The following is a 20,411-nucleotide window of genomic DNA, read 5'->3' as shown; positions in this document are numbered from 1 at the left end:
CCGAATAACATTTCATCGCCCGCTTCGATACGCTGCAAGGGTTCCCACTTACAAGAGGATGTGCGATGAAAAAGTTAATGATGGCGGCAGTGTGTGTAGCAGGGATGGTCAGCGTATCGGCGCATGCACAGTCTGTAGCGCAAAAAAATCTCTCCCTGACTCAGGCGAATGCGTTAGCCAGTGCGGCGATCCAGGCCTGCACAGCAAAAAATTATCAGGTCAGCGTCACGGTGGTGGATCGCGCCGGGGTGGTAAAAGCGGTGCAGCGCACGGATAACGCCGGTCCGCACACCCTGAAAGCCAGCGAAATGAAAGCCTTTACTGCGCTCAGCACCAAAAATGCTTCGGGTAAAGTGATGGAGTCTGCACAAAGCAACGCGGGCGCGCAGAACCTGCGCGATATCCCGGGCCTGCTGCTGCTGGCCGGTGGTTTGCCGGTCAAAGAAGGGGATGAGACGATCGGTGCCATCGGCATTGGCGGCGCGCCGGGTGGGCACCTGGATGAAGCCTGCGCGCAACAAGCCATTGATGGGCTGAAGAAGTCGTAAAAACGCCCGGCGGCGCTGCGCTTACGCGGCTCTGAGGGAAGGATGTTGTAGGCCGGGTAAGCGTAGCGCCACCCGGTATAAAACAAAAAGCCCCGGCGCTAGTCCGGGGCTTTTTTATCAGATCTTGCAGGCGTCGCCGCAATCATCATCCGCCACGATCGCCTGGGCTTTTTTATCCGCATCTTCAAGGCGTTCAGCGTTACGTTCTTCGGCTTCGTCCAGCCCGTCAAACACCAGATTGTTGAGATCAATTTCCATCGTTTACCTGCTTTGTTCGGTTTTTGTTCCAGGTCGTATTATAGAGCAAAACAGAGGGAGGAGGCACCCCAGCGCACATAAGGATAATCCTTGCCATACTGATGACTCACCCGGACTCAGGAGGCGTTGTGATCGTCTTATGTAAAACCTGCGGCACGTCTTATGACGCCGACCGCGAACCGCAGCACTGCGCCATTTGCGAAGATGAGCGCCAGTATGTACCCACGACGGGCCAGGAGTGGCTTGATTTTTCCGCCCTGACCCGCACGCACACCAACAAGTGGCAACAGCTTGAACCCGACTTATTGGGCATCAAAACCGTGCCCGCGTTTGCCATCAACCAGCGCGCGATCCTGCTGAAAACCGCACAGGGTAATGTGCTGTGGGACTGCATCGCCAATCTCGATCCCGCTACCCAGGCGCTGGTGAACGCGCTGGGCGGTATCGACGCCATCGCCATCTCGCACCCGCACTACTACACCACCATGCAGGATTGGGCGGCGGCCTTTAACGCCCCGGTATACCTGCACGCCAGCGATCGGCAGTGGGTGATGAGGGACAGCCCGGCGCTGCGCTTCTGGGAGGGGGATTCGCTGGAGATCGCCCCTGACGTGACGCTGCACCGACTGGGCGGCCATTTTGCCGGCGGGACAGTGCTGCACTGGCACCGCGACGGCGGTATTCTGCTGGCCGGGGATATTCTGCAGGTCACGCCGGGCAAAGATGCGGTGTCGTTTATGTGGAGCTACCCCAACATGCTGCCGCTCCCGGCAGGCGTCGTGGCTGAGATCGCCGCCCGGCTGGAAAAGGTTTCCTTCGAACGCCTCTACGGTGCCTTTGAAGGCCAGAACATTTCCGCGAACGCGCGGGCGATTGTCCTGCGGTCGGTCCAGAAATATATTGCTTGTCTGAAGTCGTGACCGGTGGGTAAACTCAAAAAACCGTGATCTCGATCATGCCTGTAACAATCACAAAAAAATGAGACATTGCTATGCAACATATCATTGAAGGTTTTCTCAGCTTTCAAAAAGAAATTTTTCCGCAACGTAAAGACCTTTTCCGCAGTCTGGCCTCCAGTCAGAATCCCAAAGCGCTGTTCATCTCCTGTTCTGACAGCCGCCTGGTGCCGGAGTTAGTGACCCAGCAGGAGCCGGGACAGCTCTTTGTCATTCGCAATGCTGGCAACATCGTTCCGCCTTTCGGGCCGGAGCCGGGCGGTGTTTCCGCCACTATCGAATATGCGGTGGTCGCCCTGGGCGTGACCGATATCGTGATCTGCGGCCACTCTAACTGTGGCGCGATGAAGGCGATTGCCGACAACGCCAACCTCGAGCCGATGCCTGCCGTCTCTCACTGGCTGCGCTACTCCGATGCGGCGAAAGCGGTGGTGGAAAAGAAAACCTGGGAAACCCCGACCGACAAGGTCAACGCCATGGTGCAGGAGAACGTCTTCGCCCAGCTGAGCAACATCAAAACCCATCCTTCAGTGGCGGTCGGCCTGCGTAACAACGCTATTCGCCTGCACGGCTGGGTGTACGATATCGAAAGCGGCGAAATTCGCGCCCTGGATAAAGAGACGAAAACCTTCGTTTCGCTGTCCGATAATCCTGGCGTCTACTTCGAGTAACACGCCGCATTCAGGGCGGGGGATCCCGCCCTGATTCCGTTTACGGTAGCGCCTCAAGTTTCAGACCCGCGCGCTTCGCCGTTTCCGGCAGCAGATCCGCCGCCGTGACGTACCCGTCCGGATCCAGACAGCGGTTTGCCGCTCTCGCCTGTTGCAGTATCTCTTCATCCCAGTAGACGCGCTTACGTTGATCGCCTTCGGTGGTCAGAATGCACTCTATGTCGCCATCCAACGCGCGATAACGCCGCCAGCTGTTCGCCGGAACCGAAATGACCGAACGCTCAGGGGCGACAATGCTCACCTCTTCGCCCTCTTTATTCCAGGTCACCTCCAGCGTGCCTTTAAAGACCATGATCACCTGCACATCCGGGCAGAGGTGGCGACCTACCACATGCTCCGCGGCCAGGCGCAGCCACTCAACGGAAAAACCGTGCGGGTTAACGATAGCTGGCGCGGCGTGTTTATCCTGGCTGATACCAAAGCCGATCACCGGGGCGATCTCGCCGCCGTGGCCGGGCAGGACCGAATCGAGTAACCCCGCCGCCGACCAGCGCCGATCTTCTCCGGTCACCGCCCGCTGGCGCATCTCCTCCACGGAGTAGTGGCGCAGGGCGGCAATCTCTTCTGCAGGCAATGGCGCCAGCAGTCCTGCCGGTTCCGGGAGGGTATCGCCCGCATTTACGTCGATAAGCATGTTGTCTTTGCTCAGATAAAGGCTATACTCGCTGGCCGCGTTCAGAATCGACGGATGCCAGATAATCCCCCCGGTGTTATTCCCCCCGAGTACCGTGTAAACCATGCCGCAGGTCTCTTCTTTACTGACATTGGTAAAGCCGCGGAAGATCCAGGTGGGAATAGAAAGAATGGCCGGAGCGCTGAACTCGGCTTCATTTTCCCCGTTGGCTCCCCAGCGAAAACGCCACGTGCCCTCGTGAATCAAGAACACTTCGGCGGTGAAATGCAGATGCAAGTTATTGGTTACCCCTTTTGGCATCGCCGCGGCGCCGATATTAAAGCCGTGCGGTTCCGGGATGTTCACCACCTGAGCGGAGGACTGGGTAACGCCGGGGCCAATAAAGGAGTAGTTCTGTTTCAGATGGGAGCCGGGAAGCTTGCAGTCGATAAACGCAAGATTGCAGGACACCATATCTTCAGGGGCAACCAGACGGCTGCGGGCCAGTTCGGGGCTAATGTGACGTGCTTTCATCTTTTCTCCTGTTAATAACCTGATGCGCCGGTAGTGGGGAGTGCATTGCCCCGCGCCAGGGCGATGGCTTCGCGTGAGGCGCGGCCAAGTTGCATGACATCGTTTGCTGGGGTGACAAACTGAAAACCTTCGCTAATGCGCCGGGCGGCAGCCTCACCCGAGGTGCAAAAGATCCCGGCGATTTTTTGCCACTGACGACACCGGCTGACGACCCGCTCAATGGCAGCCAGCATCTCAGGGTGACGGGATTCGGCGCTGGCGCTGCCGGTCAGGGTCAGGGACAGATCGTTCGGGCCGATAAAGACCCCGTCCAGCCCGTCGGTGGCGAGGATTGCATCCAGGTTCGCCAGCCCATCACGGGTTTCGATCATTGCCAGGGTCAATATTTCGTCGTTGGCGTGCTGCGGATAATCCGCGCCACCGTAGAGCAGCCCCCGGGCAGGGCCAAAGGAGCGGTTGCCCAGCGGCGGATAGCGGCAGGCGGCCACAAAGCGGCGGGCCTCTTCAGCTGTGGAGATCATCGGGCAGATAATGCCGTAGGCACCCGCATCCAGCATGCGCATGATCTGCGCCGGATCGTTATCCTGCACCCGCACCAGCGGCACCGCCGGGGTAGCGGAAAGCGCCTGCAGCATGGCGAGCGCGCTGGCGAAGTCGATCATGCCGTGCTGAAGATCGACGGTGACCGCATCGAAACCCTGATGGCCGGCGATCTCCGCGCTGTAGCCCGACGGGATGGCCAGCCAGCCGTTAATCACGGCGCTGCCGTCGGGTATTGCCTTGAGTCTGTTTTTACGCATCTAAACACTCCTGGATCCAGTGACGTAGCGGGTGAGCAACCTCATCCGGCGCTTCCAACAGGGTGAAATGCCCGGCTGAGGCGAGGGTGACAAGCGTCGCCTGAGGCGCACTCTCAATAACCCGCTGGTGGTGAGACGGCGTGCAGATGGGATCGTGCAGGCCGTTAATAACGATGATGGGGCAGGCGAGGGCCGGGAGCGCCCCGCGATTATCCCGCCGGGTAATGGCGATTTCGGTCTGCGTCGCCAGGGTGTCGGGCCCGCATTCTCTGGCCATCTGGCAAATCAGATCGTGCAGGGCGGCATCCTGCGTGCGCGTCGGGGCAACGTATTTCGGCCACAGGCTGGCGGAGAGCCAATTCGCTACCCCTTGCTGTCGCGCCACGCGCACCGCCTCGCGTCGGGAAGCCGCATTTTCTGGCGCATCGGCAAGGGGATTGACCGACAGCAACGCCAGCCCGGCGATACCCTGTGGCGCGTCGGCGACCATCTGCAGGGCCACAATCGCCCCCAGCGAAAAGCCAGCCAGCAGGAAGCGCGGCGGCAGTTCGCGCAGCAGGTTTCGCGAGGCGTCTGCCGCCGACGTCGCGTCCGTCAGCGTAATGCCGATCACGTCAGAGAGATTGAGTCTGTCGAGCAGCGGCTGCCAGAGACGCGCGTTACAGAGCGTGCCGCTAATCAGCACCAGCGGCAGGGCGTGATTATCCACAATCTTACTCCTCAGGTTGCGGTCCAGCCGCCGTCGACCATCAGCGCGCTGCCGGTGATCATCGCTGCGGCGCCGGAAGCCAGGAACACCACCGGACCCATCACATCTTCGACGGTACCGGTGCGTCCGAGCTTGATATTCTCCAGCACGTAGTGGCGAAAGGCGGGGTCGGCCAGCGACGATGCGGTCAGCGCCGTTTCAATAAAGGTCGGGCAGAGGGTATTAACCCGGATCCCCGCCTCGCCAAGCTCCAGCGCCATGGCTTTGGTTAACCCTTCCAGCGCAAATTTCGACGCGCAGTAGACGCTGCGCTTAGGGCCGCCGACGTGCCCCATCTGGGAGGAGATGTGGATGATCGAGCCTGCTATTCGCTCCTCACGCATCCGGGCGGCGATCCGCTGGCTGACAAAAAAGGTCGCCCGCAGGTTGATCGCCATCACCGCATCAAAGTTCGCCTCGCTGACCGCCAGAAACGGTTCGTGGCGAGCCAGCCCGGCGCTGTTGACCAGAATGTCGAAGGCGGGCAGGGCTTCGGTGACGGCCTCCACCTGGGCGACATCGGTTATATCCAGCGCCACCGGACGCAGCAGCAGCCCGCGTTCGGCGGCGAGGGTGGCAGCCGCATCCAGCGCCTGGCGATCCCGGGCGGCAATCCACACCTCTGCGCCACTCTGCGCCAGGGCGACAGCGCAGGCGAATCCCAGTCCGCGGGAGCCGCCCGTCACCAGGGCCCGCTTTCCGTGCAGGCCGAAGGAGGGCATCTCAGGAAACGCCATGACTTACACCTTCTCTCTGATCGGCGCCGGGGTGGCGTAAGGCACCTCCACCTGGCCGTAGCGGCGGACGCGGATATTGGCCTGCTCAGCATGTCCGGCGAAGCCTTCCAGCAGCGAGAGGCGCGAGCAGTAGCTGCCGATCTCAGTGGTGGCTTCATCGCTGAGGACTTTCTGCCAGGTGCAGGTTTTCATGAATTTCCCCACCCACAGGCCGCCGGTGTAACGCGCCGCTTTTTGTGTGGGCAGTGTATGGTTGGTGCCGATCACCTTATCGCCATAGGCAACGTTGGTGCGTGGGCCAAGGAACAGGGCGCCGAAGTTAGTCATGTTGGCCAGGAACCAGTCGTCCCGGGCGGTCATAACCTGGACATGCTCAGAGGCGATGCGGTCGGCTTCCGCGAGCATCTCTTCGTAGCTGTCACAGACGATGATCTCCCCATAATCGCGCCACGCCTGGCGGGCGATATCAGCGGTGGGCAGTTTTTCCAGCAGGCGATCGATCTCGCGCAGCGTCTCTTTGGCAAGGGTCATCGAGTTGGTCAGCAGAATCGCTGGCGTAGTCACACCATGCTCGGCCTGTCCCAGCAGATCGGTAGCACACATTTCGGCGTCAACGGTGTCGTCGGCAATGACCAGCGTCTCCGTCGGACCGGCAAAGAGGTCAATCCCGACCCGGCCAAAGAGCTGGCGTTTGGCCTCCGCCACAAAAGCGTTACCGGGCCCGACCAGCATATCGACCGGCGAGAGCGAATCGGTGCCCAGCGCCATCGCGCCGATGGCCTGAATTCCCCCCAGCGCATAAATTTCCGTGGCACCGGCCATTTTTTGCGCCGCGACGATTGCGGGTGCCGGTTCGCCGCCGAACGGCGGGGCGCAGCTTACGATGCGGGAGCAGCCCGCCACGTTGGCCGTGATAATCGACATATGCGCCGAGGCCAGCAGGGGATACTTCCCGCCCGGGACATAACACCCCACCGCATTAATGGGAATGTTTTTATGCCCGAGAATCACCCCCGGACGGGTTTCAATTTCCAGATCCCGCAGACATTCTTTTTGAGCGCGGGCGAAATTAAAGACCTGCTCCTGCGCAAATTCGATATCGTGAATATCCTGGCGGCTTAATTTATTGATACAGGCATTAATTTCCGCGTCGCTCAGGCGATAATCCTGCCGATCATAGCGATCAAACTTAATGGATAATTCGCGAATAGCTTTATTACCGCGTTTTTCAATATCCGCCAGAATAAGCTCTACCGTTTCCCTTATTTGACGCTGCGCATCCTGACGTTCCTGAACCGGTTTACTGGTTTTAAGCATATAAGCCACAATCTCTTCCTCGCATAATTAAGATGACAACTGTCCTCCCGGCGGGCCGGGATAAATGTTTGGGTGATTAAAAAATTACTGGTCGCGCGCGGGCGCGAGTGGGGCGTTAAGGGATAATTCCGCAGACGGCGGCATTTTACGGCTATTCACCCAGCGCACGGAGAGCGGGGTGGCAATGGCCGCGATAACCGACAGGCCAGCAATAAACAGATAGCCGGACGACAGATTAATGTGCTGCATCATCACGCCCATGATCACCGGCCCGGCAAACATGCCGCAGGAGTAGATGGTCTGGAACAGACCCATGCGCGTGGACTGCTCATCAGAGGTGGTATTGACCACGCTCAGGGACATAAAGGCCGCGAACGCCATCCCGAACGAGAAGCCCGCCAGCGCCTGCAACAGATAGATGACATACATATTGCTGGTGAAGGGGATGCCTAAGGTCGACACCACCTGCAGGACAATGCCCAGCACCGCCGTCTTCATCAGCCCAAGGCGCTGATAAAAGAGGCTGCTGCACAGGGCGATGGCGAGGGCGTAGAAGATCAAATGGATGTTGCTCAGCAGGGTTAAGATCCCGGCACGCCCGCCTAACTGCTCGGCATAGATCGGCGTCAGTGTGTCGCGGGTAGCAAAAGGCACCAGGATAACGAGGGTCGCCAGGATACCAATCAGCCACACCGAACGATCGGCCAGTTGCAGGCGGGCACCGGCGATACAGGCTTTCAGCGTCGGGGCTTTGACCGGATCGTGTACATCCTGGATGCGGGTGGTGAGAAGCAGCGCCACCAGCGCCGAGACGCAGGAGACGAAAAATGCGATGTTGTTCTCAAAATAGTGAATCAACAGACCCCCGATGCAGTTGCCGAGAAACACCCCCAGCGGCCCCGCCAGCGCCAGAAAGGCCACCGCAGCAGGGGCATCTTTGCGGTCAAAATAGCGAATGAAGAGAATGTTGTAGAGCACCCAGGTGGCAGCGGTGACGCCGTCAGCCGCCTTCGCCAGATAGAGGGTGAGGGCGTTAGGCTCCAGCCACGCCAGCGGCCAGGCAATAATCGGCAGGACCAGCGCCCCCTGGATAAAGATTTTTCGACTCTTCACCACATCGGAAACAATCCCCAGCGGAAAGCGGATCAGCAGCGTGGCGAGGCCGCTGGCCCCCATGATAATCCCCATCACCTGCGGCTCCATCCCCTGGTTGATCATCATCGGGGCCAGGAACGCATCAATGCTGTGAATACAGATAAAAAACAACACGCTGATGATAAAAAAGAGCCGGGCTTCGGGTCGGCGTAACAGTGCTCGAAACATGGTTGTGAACCTCTTAAAACGTAATGGGTTAAAACCAGTCAAGTACAACGTTTACCGGCTCAATCCCTTTGGATACTGACCAGGCTGCCCGGTACAATTGACGGTGTGAATATTGCTCTGCATACGTATTCAAAAATTGAAGTTACGAAAAGGTTTCAAATTTGTAAAGGTCGTTTATCACCATTGTGAAAAAAATAATTTAGGCTGTTGCATACGCATGCAAACATGGTGTAAGTATAAAAAGTACCCGCTTCCTGCGGCGCGGTGACAGGGAATAGCCCTGCCACAAGTGCCGATGAGGGGAGTCACAGGGATAAGGAACTCACGGTAATGAAACGTAAGACTTTTACAGCGGTGACCTCTCAGCAGGTGGCGCAGCTGGCGGGAGTATCACAATCGGCGGTGTCCCGCACCTTCACGCCGGGGGCGAGCATCTCACCGGCAACGCGTGAGAAGGTGCTCAAGGCGGCGCGTGAGCTGGGCTATCGGCCTAACGCCATCGCCCGCTCGCTTAACACGGCCCGCTCGCGGATCATCGGCGTGGTGATCTCCTATTTTGATAACCAGTTTTACCCCCAGGTGCTTGAGGCGCTGGCGCAAAAGCTGGACACCCTTAACTATCACCTGCTGCTGTTTGTCGGCGATCGCGACGGGAATGTTGACCGGATTTTCGACCAGATCATGCAGTACCGGGTGGACGGCATCGTGCTGGCTTCGGTCACCCTGTCGCTCGACCTCTCCCAGGAGTGCCTTGCCGCCGGGATCCCGGTGGTGCTGTTTAACCGCAGCGAAGAGAGCGGAATGGCGTCGAGCGTTAACAGCAATAACGAGGCGGCATCCCGCCAGATTGCCGAATTTTTACTGGCGGCAGGACACAAACGCTTTGCCTACGTAGGCGGGGTGGCGGACTCGTCCGTCAACATTGCCCGTCAGCGCGGGTATTTGCAGGCTTTGCAGGAGCAGGGCATTGATGATGTCCGGGTGGTGAACGGCAATTACGATGCCCAGGAGACGGCCCGAGCGGCCTATGCGCTCTTCTCTGCATCCCCCGCGCCGGACGCCATTTTTGTCGCCAATGACCATATGGCGGTGATCGTCATGGACGTGGCGCGCTACGAGTTTGGCCTGCGCATCCCGGAAGATGTCTCTATTGTGGGTTACGACGATATCGGCCCCTCCGGCTGGGCATCCTATGCATTAACTTCCGCGTCACAGCCCGTCGAGGCGATGGTCAGCGCCACGGTGGAGCTGCTGATGAAGCAGATCGACAGCGGTACGATCGAACCTGAACAAATTACCGTGCCGGGCAAACTGGTGGTACGCCACTCCGCGCGCCGACCGCATGCGGGGGCTATCGACGCCGAGGGTTATTACATGTTCCAGACGCAGGAGGACAAATGAGCAGATTGCCGGGCTTCAGCCCTCAGTTCGATTCCATCCAACAGTTTATTCTCACCCTGACGCATGTGGTCTGGGAACAAAAGGATATCGGCCAGCTTGCCGACTTCTACGCTACGCCGGTGGTCTTTATCACCCCGGAAAAACAGCTAACCGATCTGCCGCAGTTTATGCGCCTGACCCTGGAGGCGATGCACAGCTTTCCCCAGCGCACCGTGCTGACCGAGGACATTCTGGCGACCGAGAATCCCGGCAATGAGTACTACGCCGCCCAGCGTACCATCGCCTGTATTCGCCATATGGGCGAAGGCTTCTTCGGCGCACCCAGCGGCAAAACCCTCTGGGTGCGCACCTGGGCCGACCGTATCTGTGCCGACGGCGCGGTGCGCCAGGAGTGGCTTTTGCAGGACAGAGCGGCGATTGTCGCTCAGCTCGGACTCAACGTGCAGGAATTTGCGCGCAATCTGGCGGGCATGCAGGAGCAGCTGGGTATTCCCCGGGCGACCGCCGAAACGCTGGACGCCCGCTGGGCGGGTGGCCCGGAGGGGGATGATGTCGAAGGGCCGATTGCCGGAGTAGTAGAGCGCTATCTCACCATGTGGGCGGGCGGTAACAGCGGCACCGTGCCGGGTCTGTATCATCCTGCCGCCACGCTCTATGCGCCGGGCCACTGCAGCGGCACGGGAGAGCAGGAGATTGCTGCACTACTGTCGGGATACCGCGCCTCCTTTGCTGACAGTGAAGTGCAGCTGCACCACCTTATCGTGCGCCGGGACCCTGGCGAGCCGGTGCGCATTTCGCTGCGCTGGTCGCTCCTGACCTGGCACGACGGATATGGCAAGTTTGGCGTGCCGACCCGTAAGCCGGTATCGATCACCGGTATCAGTCAGCTTGAATTACGCGATGGTTTAATTATTCGCGAATATCTTGGTATTGATGAATTAGCTATCTGGTCGCAAATCGTCAATTAACCGGAGGACCACCTCCGCTATATTTCTTACCTGAACATTTTTAAATCCGCCGCAATAAATATTGCGGCTCCATTCTCCATCCATTCCGGGTGCGGGATCGTATTGTCTGAAAACAGAAGCAGGGGTTTATATGTCTTCAACTGAAGCAACAAATAAAGCACCAGCCGTACCTGAAAAAAATAATAAGCTCACCCGTGATGAACCGGTATTACAGGTTGAGCGTCGCGACTTTATTGATTTAGTGCCGGAGAAACGTCCGCGGGCGCAATCATTGCGCGGGTTCGATGAGTGTTATACCGATATTGTCGATTATATTGTTCGCTGCACCCATAAAATATGGGATGAACGCGACGTGGGATTAATTTACACCCATTATACGCACAACTGCGTCTTATATAACGCGCTGGGTACTCTCTATACCCGCGAGCAGGTGGTGCAGGATACGCTGCAACGCCTGGTGGCTTTTCCGGAGCGCCGCGGCATGGCGACCCAGGTGATCTGGAACGGTAACGACGTGGACGGTTTTTACACCTCGCACCTGGTGACCGGCAGCGGGCGCCATACCCAGTTCAGCCACCTTGGCAAACCCACTAACCGAACGTTCGTCACCCGCACCGTGGCCGACTGCATGATCCACGAGAACAAGATCTATCGCGAGTGGGTGGTGAGCGACAACATGTCGCTGATGAAGCAGCTGGGACTGAACACCGATGAGATCGCCTTTAACATGGCGAAAGAGCAGTTCGACAAGGGCTTTCGCGTTACCGACATCGGTGAAAACGGCCGCATGCTGGGGCAGTATCCGCCGGAGATGGTCTGCGATGTCTCCATCGCCCATACCGACACCGAAGAGCAGTGCCTGCGCTGGATGCACGAAATCTATAACCGCCGGATGCTCGGCAAGATCAAAGAGGTCTACGCGCCGAACGTTCAGTGGCATGGCCCGCTGATGAAAGAGCTGTACGGCACAGCGTCGGTGACGCACCAGACCCTGGCCCTGATCGGCATGATCCCTGACGGCGCCTGGCTGCCGCAGCACATCTGCTCCAACCCGTGCGACGAAGGCGGCACGAAGGTGGCGATACGCTGGATCATCGAGGGTCACCACCTGGGCTACGGCGAGCTGGGTAAACCGACCGGTAAACGTCTGTTCGTGATGGGGATGTCTCACTACCACATTATTAACGGCAAAATTGTCGACGAGTGGGTGCTTTACGACCACCTGGCGCTGCTGGCACAAATCAAACTGGGTCAAATGGAGGAAGCATAATGTCTGTACAGTCAATTGTTGATCAGGTGAGCTGGATCAAACGTCCCCAGGGGCAGGATGCGCAGGCCGACAAATCGTTAACCGACACGGTCGGTGGCATTATTGCGCGGGTAAAAGACGAGGGCGACGCGGCCCTGAGAGATTTCTCGCGGCAGTTTGATAAGGTGGTGCCCGCGCAGTTTGAAGTCACGGCCCAGGAGATTGAGACCGCGCTGCGCGAGATGGACCCGCAGACCCGCCGCGACAGCGAGTTTGCCATCGCCCAGGTCAGGCGCTTTGCCTAGGCCCAGCTTGCCACCATGCAGCCGCTGGAGGTGGAAACCCTGCCTGGCGTGCATCTGGGGCACCGGATTATCCCGGTTCAGACGGTGGGGTGTTATGTGCCGGGGGGCCGCTATCCGATCCTCTCCGCGCCGGTGATGTCCATCGTGCCCGCCACGGTTGCCGGATGCGAACAGATCATCGCCTGCCTGCCGCCCGCAGCACACCCGTCGATGATTGCGGTCTGTCACCTGTCGGGGGCCCATCGGATCTTTAAAATTGGCGGCGCTCAGGCGGTGGCGGCCATGGCCTGGGGAACGGAGAGCGTACCGGCGGTGGACAAAATTGTCGGACCGGGCAACGCCTTTGTGAACGAGGCCAAGCGCCAGGTGTTTGGTAAAGTGGGGATTGATGCCCTGGCGGGGCCGAGCGAGATCTTCACCGTCGCCGACGACAGCGCCGATGCGCGCATTATTGCCGCCGATCTGCTGGCGCAGGCCGAGCATGATGTCCACACTCGCGTCGGGCTGGCAACCACCAGCCGGGCAATCGCCGAGGGGGTGCTGTCAGAAATTGAGCGCCAGCTGATGACGCTGCCTACCGCCGCGACCGCGGGCGAAGCCTGGCGTCGTCAGGGTGAAATCGTGGTCTGCGACAGCGAAGAGCAGCTGATCGCCTTTGCGGATCATATGGCGACCGAGCATCTGCAGGTCCATACACGCGACCCGCACAGCACGGCAGCGAAAATCCGCAATTACGGCTCGTTGTTTATCGGCCAGAACGCCAGCGTGGTCTTCTCGGACAAATGTTGCGGCACCAACCACACCCTGCCAACCATGGCGGCAGCACGTTACACCGGCGGGCTGTGGGTGGGGGCTTACGTTAAAATCTGTACCCATCAGTGGATCGATGAGCAGGGCATCGCGGCGATTGCGGAACCGGCCATTCGCCAGAGCCGTACCGAGGGGATGCAGGGGCACCGTCGCGCCGCGGAGATCCGTCTGCATCCGGAAGCGCTGGATGCCATCACCTCCGGGCTGCGGGACTGATTGCAACGGGAGGTCAGCGCGCTGCGCTGGCCTCCGGCATGAATGTGAAGAGGACGATATGCAAAAGAGTCGGTTGATTCCCCCCAAGGATGCCCCCGAAGAGATAGCCCGGCGGCTGACGATCATCGCCGGGCAGCCGCAGCTGAACGCAATCCTCGGCATCAATCCGGAGGCGCAGGCCCAGGCGCACATCTGCCAGTCGCTGCGGCGTCGCGGCCAGCTACTGGGGCCGCTGCACGGCGTACCGCTGATCGTCAAAGATAATATCGCCTGCGCCGGACTGCCGGTAACGGCAGGGTGTCAGGCCCTGGCCGCACTTCGGTCCACAGGGGATGCGCTGGTGGTGCGCCGTCTGCGGGCTGCCGGGGCGATAATTCTGGCCCGGGCCAATATGTCCGAGTTTGCCTTCGACGTCCGCTCCCGCAGCTCCCTTGGCGGCGATGTACATCATCCGCTTTTCCCAGGCATCACGGCAGGCGGCTCCAGCGGCGGCAGCGCGGCGGCGGTGGCGGCAGGGATGGCAGAGGGGGCGTTAGGAACCGATACCGGCGGCTCGATCCGCATCCCGTGCAGCTATACCGGGCTGGTGGGGTTAAGACCGCGGGTGCGCAGGGAGCAGATGGAGGGCATCGCGCCGCTCTCTCTCAGTAAAGACACGGTGGGGCCGATGGTACATAGCGTCCAGGATGCGGCCCTGCTGCACTGGATTATTCACGGCCAGACGCCACGGACCCTTGAACCCGTTTCGCTGAAAGGGGTGCGTTTTGGGGTGATCCGCACCCTGGAAGGGAGCGACTCACACCTGGGAGAGGTATGGCATGCCGCCCTCGCGCAGCTTGCGCGTCACGGCGCAACGCTTACGGAGATCGACCTGCCGATACTGCGCGACGTGGAGGGAGCAATCTGCCTGAGCCTGTTCGAATTTCGCGTGGGATTCGATGCCTGGTTAAAGCAGCATCCGGGGGCGCCGACGGATCTGCATGCGATTGTAGCATCCGGGCAATTTTTGCCGGAGTTTTTGCCGCTGCTGACCCAGATGCTCGCCTGCGACAAACTGAAAACCCCTGCGTGGCGCGCCGGAAGAGAGCTGCGGCGTCGGCTGCGCCACACTCTTGGTCAGGTAGCTGAGCAGGCGGGGGTCGACGCTTACCTTTACCCTACGGTGTGCCGTATACCCGACAGCCTGGAGAAGATGCCGCCCGGATGTGCACCTGAGCTGGCGGCCATCAGCGGTTGCGCCGCTATCACGCTTCCTTGCGGCAGAACGCGCAGCGGCTTTCCCGTGGGGCTGGAAATTCTCTCTCCCGCAGCCGATGAATCTCCGCTGCTGGCGTTGGCCGCCGCCTGCGAAACCGCCTTTACTCCGCCATAAACGGCAATCGCCTGCGTACGCGCGAAGCGGGCTGAACGGCGGCTTTCGCCATCGCTTCGCCGATCTCCGCACAAGCCACCAGACCCTGGACAAAGGGACGATCGTGCATCAGATAGGGCAGGGCGCCGAAGGCGATGCGCCCGCGCAGGTACTCCGGTGCCAGCAGAGTGTAATCGTCGCCGACGTCGGGGATATCTTCTCCCGCAGAGACAAGCTGTTCGCGCAGGGAAGGGAACGGCAGGTCTTTGCTTTTCAGCGCTTTTTGCCCGCGGGCGTCGATAAAGGTATCAAAGATCCAGCGTTTACCCTCGGCGTGAATGACCGTCCGGGTCTCTTCTGCGGCCAGTTCATACTCATTGCCCAGCGCCTCGATGCTGATGATGCCCGCCTCGCGCAGGGCCAGCAGTCGGCGCACCGACCGTGAAGGGATCGCCGCATAATTGTCGATAAACACCCGCGCCAGCCCCGTTTTGAAACGTTCTCTGTCGGTCTCATCCAGGTAGGGCACAATCTTCTCCACAGCCTCATGCAGCCGCAACACGGTGTAGCGCCACGGCAACGTGCGGCGGTCCCGCTTGTTGCGCTCCACTTCATCCAGGTTAGAGACCGCCCAGCGGAACGGGCCATGCTTCTGGCGATCGGCAAACCAGGCGTCGCGGATGCTGTCGGCGGTGAGGGTGTCCAGGGCGATCGCCTTGCTCCACTGCGGGTCGGCCTGCGTCAGCTCTTCAACCATCAGCCTGAACACCCGGTCGAGCAGGCCGGTAGTGCCCTGCTGGATCGCCGCCTCGATGGCCGTTTCCGTAACCACGGTTAAAGGCTCGTAAGGGATAGGACAGTAGAAATCGGCTTCGGGCAGGATGCCAGAGCGGGACATCAGCACAATCTTCAGCGCCTCGCTCTTCTCATCGAGCCGGTAGTGGATCTGCTCGTCATCGGTTTCAATGAATTTGCCATGCTGTACGGCGACGGCCATTGCCGCGTCCAGCCCGCTCAGGGAGGTACCTAAAATGCCCACCTTGCCCGCGCCGATACTGGCCTCCATCAGCCCGGACCAGGGGCTCGGGAAGAAGTCGCGTGGGGAGGTATCTTCGTCCGGCCAGACGTGGCCGGTGGCGATCACCGCCAGCTCGAACTGGTCAGGAGTGAGTTTGCCGTCGGTCCAGATGCTCACCCCCTCGGCGCTGGCCAGCAGATCGCTCACCTGACAGGACTCCTGGACGGTGATCTCGAAGCCCTGTTTTCGTGCCTGCGCGATGAGCGCCTGGAACTGGTCACGGAAATACTGGCCCAGCAGAATGCGCGGCAGGAACTGTCGGTCGTGCAGGGTGGATTTCTGTACGCCGTAGCGCGCAAGATGCGCCTCGCTCTGGGTGCGCAGCCACGCGAGGTAGGTGGAGAAAAGGGGCGGGATCTCAATGCTGGCGATGTTGGCCAGCATCATGCGCGAGTTATCTTCATCGCTATAGGGCATCCCGACGCCGGCCTCTTCAGCCTGTTCATAAACGGTAACGGAAAGCGGTGTATTCAGTTTCAGAAGAGAAAAGAGGGTATAGATCCCTGTGGGACCTGCTCCGACAATGGCAATTTTTTTCATTGTGTTTACCTGCTGTTTTTTTTACCGAATCCATGGGAAAAATGCTATGCAGGTTAAGTGTGGTAGAAAACGGGTGATGAGCAACTCAGAAACGAAGCGAAAGTGATAAATCAGAGAAGAAGAGGGATTGCACCATTTCAGAACTGAAATGGTGCGTCCGAGTGGACTCGAACCACCGACCCCCACCATGTCAAGGTGGTGCTCTAACCAACTGAGCTACGGACGCAGAATGGTGCGTTCAATTGGACTCGAACCAACGACCCCCACCATGTCAAGGTGGTGCTCTAACCAACTGAGCTATGAACGCATTGTTGTGTGTGACAACGGGGACGGATATTAGCGGCAGTGGTCGCATGAGGCAAGAGGCAAACCGCAATTTTCTTTCAGATTTCACGCGATTGCTCTATTCCCGCGCAAAATGAAGAGAAAGTAGCCGCCCGCAGGCGGCTGGCGGGTGATTAACGTGCAGCGCGTTGCAAAATCACGCTGGATGGCTGGCGCTGTAAAAAACGCATGCGCAGCATCATCATAACGGCGGCGGAGGTCAGACCGATGATAAAGCCCATCCAGAAACCGGCCGGGCCCATACGATCCACCACCAGATCGGTGAGCGCCAGAATATAGCCGCTCGGCAGACCCAGCACCCAGTAGGCGATAAAGGTGATAAAGAAGATGGACCGCGTATCTTTATAACCTCGCAGCACGCCGCTGCCGATCACCTGGATTGAATCGGAGAGTTGGTACACGGCCGCGAGCAGCATCAGATGGGAGGCCAGCAGCACCACTTCCGGGTTGTCGTTATAGAGCAGGGCGATCTGCTCGCGCAGCGTGACGGTGAACAGCGCGGTGCAGACGGCCATGCACATGCCTACGCCAATGCCGGTCCGGGCCGCGATTTGCGCATCCAGCGTGGAGCCCTGACCGAGGCGATAACCGACGCGAATGGTCACCGCGGCAGCAAGCGACAGCGGCAGAACGAACATCAGCGAGCTGAAGTTAAGGGCGATCTGGTGCCCGGCTACATCCACAATCCCCAGCGGGGAGACGAGCAGGGCGACCACCGCGAACAGCGTCACCTCGAAAAAGAGCGCCAGCGCGATAGGCAGGCCCAGCTGCACCAGACGTTTGACCACCTCCATGTCAGGCTGGCTGAAACCCGCTTTGTTACGGATATCACGCATGGAGCGGGCGCGCTTCACATAGGAGAGCATGCCGAAGAACATCACCCAGTAAACTGCCGCTGTGGCAACGCCGCAGCCGATGCCGCCCAGTTCAGGCATGCCGAAATGACCGTAAATAAAGATGTAGTTCACCGGAATATTGACCAGCAGGCCGATAAAGCCCATCACCATGCCCGGTTTGGTCTTCGCCAATCCTTCGCACTGATTACGCATCACCTGGAAGAATAAATAACCCGGCGTCCCCCAGAGAAGGGCGCGTAAATAGCCGACGGCTTTATCCGCCAGGGCCGGGTCAATATTGCGCATGGCGTGAATAATATAGCCCGCGTTCCATAGCACCAGCATGATCAACACCGAGACCAGACCGGCCAGCCAAAAGCCCTGGCGGATCTGATGGGCGATACGATCCCGCCGCCCGGAGCCGTTAAGCTGGGCAATCACTGGCGTCAAGGCCAGCAGCAGGCCGTGGCCGAAGAGAATAGCCGGTAGCCAGATAGAGGTACCGATGGCTACCGCGGCCATATCGGTGGCGCTGTAACCACCCGCCATAACCGTATCGACGAACCCCATTGAGGTCTGGGCGATTTGCGCGAGTATCACCGGGATTGCCAGAGCTAATAACTGACGCGCTTCACTCATGTACTTCTGCACGTGAACACCTTTGGTTTTGTTGTTATTTGAATGCAAAAAAAGCCGCTGCGAAAAACAGCAAGAAGAAGATGCGGGGAATTCCAGCTATTGTAGCGGGGATAAGCTAATTATCTAGTGAAAAAATCGCCAGAAAAGGTGGGTACTGGCAACCTCTATTTTCAACTGTTATTGTGGTGAGATTAAACGGTGTTAACACCGAAGGAACAAACAGGAGTCGTAAGCATGTTTACTGGTATTGTGCAGGGCACCGCGAAACTGGTGTCCATTGATGAAAAACCCAACTTCCGCACCCATGTCGTCGCCCTGCCGGATGAGATGCTTGATGGGCTGGAGACCGGGGCATCGGTTGCACACAACGGTTGTTGCCTGACGGTGACCGAAATTAACGGTAATCTCATCAGCTTCGATTTAATGAAAGAGACGCTGCGCATTACCAATTTGGGCGACCTGGTTGAGGGCGATATTGTTAACGTGGAGCGCGCCGCGAAATTCAGCGACGAAATTGGCGGGCATTTAATGTCAGGCCATATTATGACCACCGCGGAAATCGCCAAAATCCTCACCTCAGAAAATAATCGTCAAATCTGGTTCAAGGTGCAGGATCCGTCATTGATGAAGTACATCCTCTATAAAGGTTTTATTGGCGTGGATGGCATCAGTCTGACCGTCGGTGAAGTAACGCCTACCCGATTCTGCGTCCACCTGATCCCCGAGACGCTGCAGCGCACCACCCTCGGCAGCAAAAAGCTGGGTCACAGAGTGAATATCGAAATCGATCCGCAAACCCAGGCGGTGGTCGATACCGTAGAGCGCGTACTGGCGGCAAAAGAGGCCGCCGCTATCCAGCAGACGCTCAACGACGCATGATAAAAAAAGACCCCGGCAAGCCGGGGTCTTTTTTAGCGGGCCACCCGCAGGCCGTGCTCCACACCGCGGCTGAATACCACCTGCCACAGCTGAATATCACGGGCGCGAAACGCACCGGCACAGGCATTCAGATAGTAGCTGAACATCCGTTTAAATCGTTCAGAATAGTTGTCGGCGATCTCCGGCCAGCTGGCAATGAAGCGCTCATGCCAGGCCATCAGCGTGGTATCGTAATCAGCGCCAAAATTATGCCAGTCCTCCATCACAAAATGGGCTTCGCTGGCGTTGGCAATCTGGCGAACTGAGGGTAAACAGCCATTCGGAAAGATGTACTTGTCTATCCAGGGATCGACGCGATGGTCGGTTTTTCTCGAACCAATGGTATGCAGCAGGAACAGGCCATCCGGCTTCAGGTTACGATCCACCACCTCAAAATAGGTGTTGTAGTTTTTCGGCCCCACGTGCTCAAACATCCCCACCGAGACAATGCGGTCGAACTGATCGTTCAGATCGCGGTAATCCTGCAACAGGATGGTCACATCCAGCCCGGCGCAACGCGCCTGCGCCATACGTTGCTGTTCCGCTGAAATGGTCACACCGACTACGCTCACGCCATAGTGCTGCGCCATAAACTCTGCCAGACCACCCCAGCCGCAGCCGATATCCAGTACCCGCATACCGGGCTGTAGCTGCAGTTTTTCGCAGATGAGGCGCTGTTTATCCTGCTGCGCCTGCTCAAGCGTGGTGGCCTCTTTCCAGTAACCGCAGGAGTACTGCATCGCCGGATCGAGCATGCGGCTGAACAGGTCGTTGCCAAGATCGTAGTGCTCTTTGCCGACAATCCAGGCGCGCTTTTTACTTTGCAGGTTGAACAGGCGGGCAGTGGCAATGCGAAGGGTATCCTTCAGGTGGCTGGGCAACTGTGATTCAAGACCCGCGCGCAACACCTTGTGGAAAAAGATGTCCAGCCGTTCGCACTCCCACCAGCCGTCCATGTAGCTCTCGCCGAGACCCAGCGAGCCCTGCTTCAGGACGCGTTTAAAAAAATCGGGGTGTTTAATTTGTAGATCGGAGGATGCCGGGCCGTTGATGGTGATACCCGCGCGGCTCAGCAATTCATTGACTATCCGGAACCAGTCATCATTCCGGATGCTGACTTCTTCTATACACGATGAACTCATAGCTTCTCCATCACCTGATGTGATCAGAACCCATAAACAGCGTAGACG

General features: G+C 58.8%; 18 protein-coding genes, 2 tRNA genes and 1 pseudogene. 9 read left to right on the top strand and 12 right to left on the bottom strand.

What is annotated here, in order from left to right; all coding sequences use genetic code 11:
• Positions 1-65 precede the first annotated feature (65 nt).
• Positions 66-548, top strand: a complete 483-nt coding sequence (locus tag DVA44_RS13830; RefSeq protein ID WP_114387281.1) for a heme-binding protein — start codon at positions 66-68, stop codon at positions 546-548.
• 117 nt (positions 549-665) lie between these two features.
• On the opposite strand, the gene DVA44_RS13825 is transcribed toward DVA44_RS13830, so the two are convergent.
• Positions 666-806 (bottom strand): hypothetical protein, encoded by a 141-nt coding sequence (locus DVA44_RS13825; RefSeq protein ID WP_032617828.1) that lies wholly within the window; start codon positions 804-806, stop codon positions 666-668.
• 128 nt (positions 807-934) lie between these two features.
• Between DVA44_RS13825 and DVA44_RS13820 the strand changes: the two genes are divergently transcribed.
• Positions 935-1,726 (top strand): MBL fold metallo-hydrolase, encoded by a 792-nt coding sequence (locus DVA44_RS13820; RefSeq protein ID WP_114387280.1) that lies wholly within the window; start codon positions 935-937, stop codon positions 1,724-1,726.
• Between the two features lie 71 nt (positions 1,727-1,797).
• Positions 1,798-2,433 (top strand): carbonic anhydrase, encoded by a 636-nt coding sequence (locus DVA44_RS13815; RefSeq protein ID WP_103823889.1) that lies wholly within the window; start codon positions 1,798-1,800, stop codon positions 2,431-2,433.
• 40 nt (positions 2,434-2,473) lie between these two features.
• On the opposite strand, the gene DVA44_RS13810 is transcribed toward DVA44_RS13815, so the two are convergent.
• The 6 genes from DVA44_RS13810 to DVA44_RS13785 all read right to left on the bottom strand — a co-directional run bounded on the left by DVA44_RS13810 (position 2,474) and on the right by DVA44_RS13785 (position 8,565).
• A complete protein-coding gene (locus tag DVA44_RS13810; RefSeq protein ID WP_114387279.1) occupies positions 2,474-3,640 on the bottom strand; it encodes a cupin in 1,167 nt (388 codons plus the stop codon).
• A gap of 11 nt (positions 3,641-3,651) precedes the next feature.
• Positions 3,652-4,440 carry an HpcH/HpaI aldolase/citrate lyase family protein gene (locus tag DVA44_RS13805; RefSeq protein WP_114387278.1) on the bottom strand — a complete coding sequence of 263 codons (789 nt, stop codon included), beginning with the start codon at positions 4,438-4,440 and terminating at the stop codon, positions 3,652-3,654.
• The gene (locus DVA44_RS13800; RefSeq protein WP_246843577.1) at positions 4,433-5,149 is read right to left on the bottom strand and encodes an alpha/beta fold hydrolase; all 717 of its coding nucleotides are present in this window, start codon (positions 5,147-5,149) and stop codon (positions 4,433-4,435) included. Before DVA44_RS13800 ends, DVA44_RS13805 begins: the two co-directional genes overlap by 8 nt.
• Positions 5,150-5,160: 11 nt before the next feature.
• A complete protein-coding gene (locus DVA44_RS13795) occupies positions 5,161-5,925 on the bottom strand; it encodes an SDR family NAD(P)-dependent oxidoreductase (protein ID WP_114315195.1) in 765 nt (254 codons plus the stop codon).
• Between the two features lie 3 nt (positions 5,926-5,928).
• Complete coding sequence (gene hisD, locus DVA44_RS13790; protein ID WP_114387276.1) at positions 5,929-7,251, bottom strand: histidinol dehydrogenase; 1,323 nt, start codon at positions 7,249-7,251, stop codon at positions 5,929-5,931.
• Positions 7,252-7,326: 75 nt separating this feature from the next.
• Entirely contained in the window at positions 7,327-8,565 is a 1,239-nt protein-coding gene (locus DVA44_RS13785) for an MFS transporter (RefSeq protein WP_114315194.1), read from the bottom strand.
• A 330-nt stretch (positions 8,566-8,895) separates the two neighbouring features.
• On the opposite strand from DVA44_RS13785, the gene DVA44_RS13780 reads away from it, so the two are divergent.
• The 5 genes and pseudogenes from DVA44_RS13780 to DVA44_RS13760 all read left to right on the top strand — a co-directional run bounded on the left by DVA44_RS13780 (position 8,896) and on the right by DVA44_RS13760 (position 14,886).
• Complete coding sequence (locus DVA44_RS13780; RefSeq protein ID WP_103823895.1) at positions 8,896-9,966, top strand: LacI family DNA-binding transcriptional regulator; 1,071 nt, start codon at positions 8,896-8,898, stop codon at positions 9,964-9,966.
• Positions 9,963-10,934 carry a nuclear transport factor 2 family protein gene (locus DVA44_RS13775; protein WP_114315192.1) on the top strand — a complete coding sequence of 324 codons (972 nt, stop codon included), beginning with the start codon at positions 9,963-9,965 and terminating at the stop codon, positions 10,932-10,934. Before DVA44_RS13780 ends, DVA44_RS13775 begins: the two co-directional genes overlap by 4 nt.
• A 130-nt stretch (positions 10,935-11,064) precedes the next feature.
• On the top strand, positions 11,065-12,204 hold the full coding sequence (locus DVA44_RS13770) for an ester cyclase (protein WP_103823897.1): 1,140 nt from the start codon (positions 11,065-11,067) through the stop codon (positions 12,202-12,204).
• Positions 12,204-13,514: pseudogene (hisD, locus tag DVA44_RS13765) on the top strand (histidinol dehydrogenase). Before DVA44_RS13770 ends, hisD (DVA44_RS13765) begins: the two are co-directional and overlap by 1 nt.
• A gap of 58 nt (positions 13,515-13,572) precedes the next feature.
• Entirely contained in the window at positions 13,573-14,886 is a 1,314-nt protein-coding gene (locus DVA44_RS13760) for an amidase family protein (protein ID WP_114387275.1), read from the top strand.
• On the opposite strand, the gene DVA44_RS13755 is transcribed toward DVA44_RS13760, so the two are convergent.
• The 4 genes from DVA44_RS13755 to mdtK all read right to left on the bottom strand — a co-directional run bounded on the left by DVA44_RS13755 (position 14,873) and on the right by mdtK (position 18,315).
• Positions 14,873-16,483 carry an FAD-NAD(P)-binding protein gene (locus DVA44_RS13755; RefSeq protein WP_114387274.1) on the bottom strand — a complete coding sequence of 537 codons (1,611 nt, stop codon included), beginning with the start codon at positions 16,481-16,483 and terminating at the stop codon, positions 14,873-14,875. The two genes, DVA44_RS13760 and DVA44_RS13755, sit on opposite strands and share 14 nt — an antisense overlap.
• Positions 16,484-16,632: 149 nt before the next feature.
• Positions 16,633-16,709: transfer RNA gene (locus DVA44_RS13750), tRNA-Val, on the bottom strand.
• Between the two features lie 4 nt (positions 16,710-16,713).
• A tRNA-Val gene (locus DVA44_RS13745) sits at positions 16,714-16,790 on the bottom strand.
• Positions 16,791-16,941: 151 nt separating this feature from the next.
• Complete coding sequence (gene mdtK, locus DVA44_RS13740) at positions 16,942-18,315, bottom strand: MdtK family multidrug efflux MATE transporter (RefSeq protein WP_103823931.1); 1,374 nt, start codon at positions 18,313-18,315, stop codon at positions 16,942-16,944.
• A 222-nt stretch (positions 18,316-18,537) separates the two neighbouring features.
• On the opposite strand from mdtK, the gene DVA44_RS13735 reads away from it, so the two are divergent.
• Complete coding sequence (locus DVA44_RS13735; RefSeq protein ID WP_114315188.1) at positions 18,538-19,182, top strand: riboflavin synthase subunit alpha; 645 nt, start codon at positions 18,538-18,540, stop codon at positions 19,180-19,182.
• A 32-nt stretch (positions 19,183-19,214) separates the two neighbouring features.
• Here the strand turns inward: DVA44_RS13735 and cfa are convergent, their stop codons facing one another.
• Positions 19,215-20,363, bottom strand: coding sequence for a cyclopropane fatty acyl phospholipid synthase (gene cfa / locus DVA44_RS13730; protein WP_114387273.1), 1,149 nt, complete (start codon positions 20,361-20,363; stop codon positions 19,215-19,217).
• Positions 20,364-20,411 lie beyond the last annotated feature (48 nt).

The organism is Leclercia sp. W17 (genome assembly GCF_003336325.1).
In the GTDB taxonomy this organism is placed as follows: domain Bacteria; phylum Pseudomonadota; class Gammaproteobacteria; order Enterobacterales; family Enterobacteriaceae; genus Enterobacter.
Note: the sequence above shows the minus strand (reverse complement) of the source record. Positions and strands in the feature narration are given on the sequence as shown.

Excerpts from the sequence above, each read along its gene's own strand:
- DVA44_RS13770 (WP_103823897.1), top strand. The coding sequence starts at position 11,065 with ATGTCTTCAACTGAAGCAACAAATAAAGCACCAGCCGTACCTGAAAAA.
- DVA44_RS13775 (WP_114315192.1), top strand. The coding sequence starts at position 9,963 with ATGAGCAGATTGCCGGGCTTCAGCCCTCAGTTCGATTCCATCCAACAG.
- DVA44_RS13825 (WP_032617828.1), bottom strand. The coding sequence starts at position 806 with ATGGAAATTGATCTCAACAATCTGGTGTTTGACGGGCTGGACGAAGCC.
- DVA44_RS13830 (WP_114387281.1), top strand. The coding sequence starts at position 66 with ATGAAAAAGTTAATGATGGCGGCAGTGTGTGTAGCAGGGATGGTCAGC.
- DVA44_RS13785 (WP_114315194.1), bottom strand. The coding sequence starts at position 8,565 with ATGTTTCGAGCACTGTTACGCCGACCCGAAGCCCGGCTCTTTTTTATC.
- DVA44_RS13755 (WP_114387274.1), bottom strand. The coding sequence starts at position 16,483 with ATGAAAAAAATTGCCATTGTCGGAGCAGGTCCCACAGGGATCTATACC.
- DVA44_RS13815 (WP_103823889.1), top strand. The coding sequence starts at position 1,798 with ATGCAACATATCATTGAAGGTTTTCTCAGCTTTCAAAAAGAAATTTTT.
- DVA44_RS13760 (WP_114387275.1), top strand. The coding sequence starts at position 13,573 with ATGCAAAAGAGTCGGTTGATTCCCCCCAAGGATGCCCCCGAAGAGATA.
- cfa (WP_114387273.1), bottom strand. The coding sequence starts at position 20,363 with ATGAGTTCATCGTGTATAGAAGAAGTCAGCATCCGGAATGATGACTGG.
- DVA44_RS13805 (WP_114387278.1), bottom strand. The coding sequence starts at position 4,440 with ATGCGTAAAAACAGACTCAAGGCAATACCCGACGGCAGCGCCGTGATT.
- DVA44_RS13780 (WP_103823895.1), top strand. The coding sequence starts at position 8,896 with ATGAAACGTAAGACTTTTACAGCGGTGACCTCTCAGCAGGTGGCGCAG.
- DVA44_RS13795 (WP_114315195.1), bottom strand. The coding sequence starts at position 5,925 with ATGGCGTTTCCTGAGATGCCCTCCTTCGGCCTGCACGGAAAGCGGGCC.
- DVA44_RS13735 (WP_114315188.1), top strand. The coding sequence starts at position 18,538 with ATGTTTACTGGTATTGTGCAGGGCACCGCGAAACTGGTGTCCATTGAT.
- DVA44_RS13810 (WP_114387279.1), bottom strand. The coding sequence starts at position 3,640 with ATGAAAGCACGTCACATTAGCCCCGAACTGGCCCGCAGCCGTCTGGTT.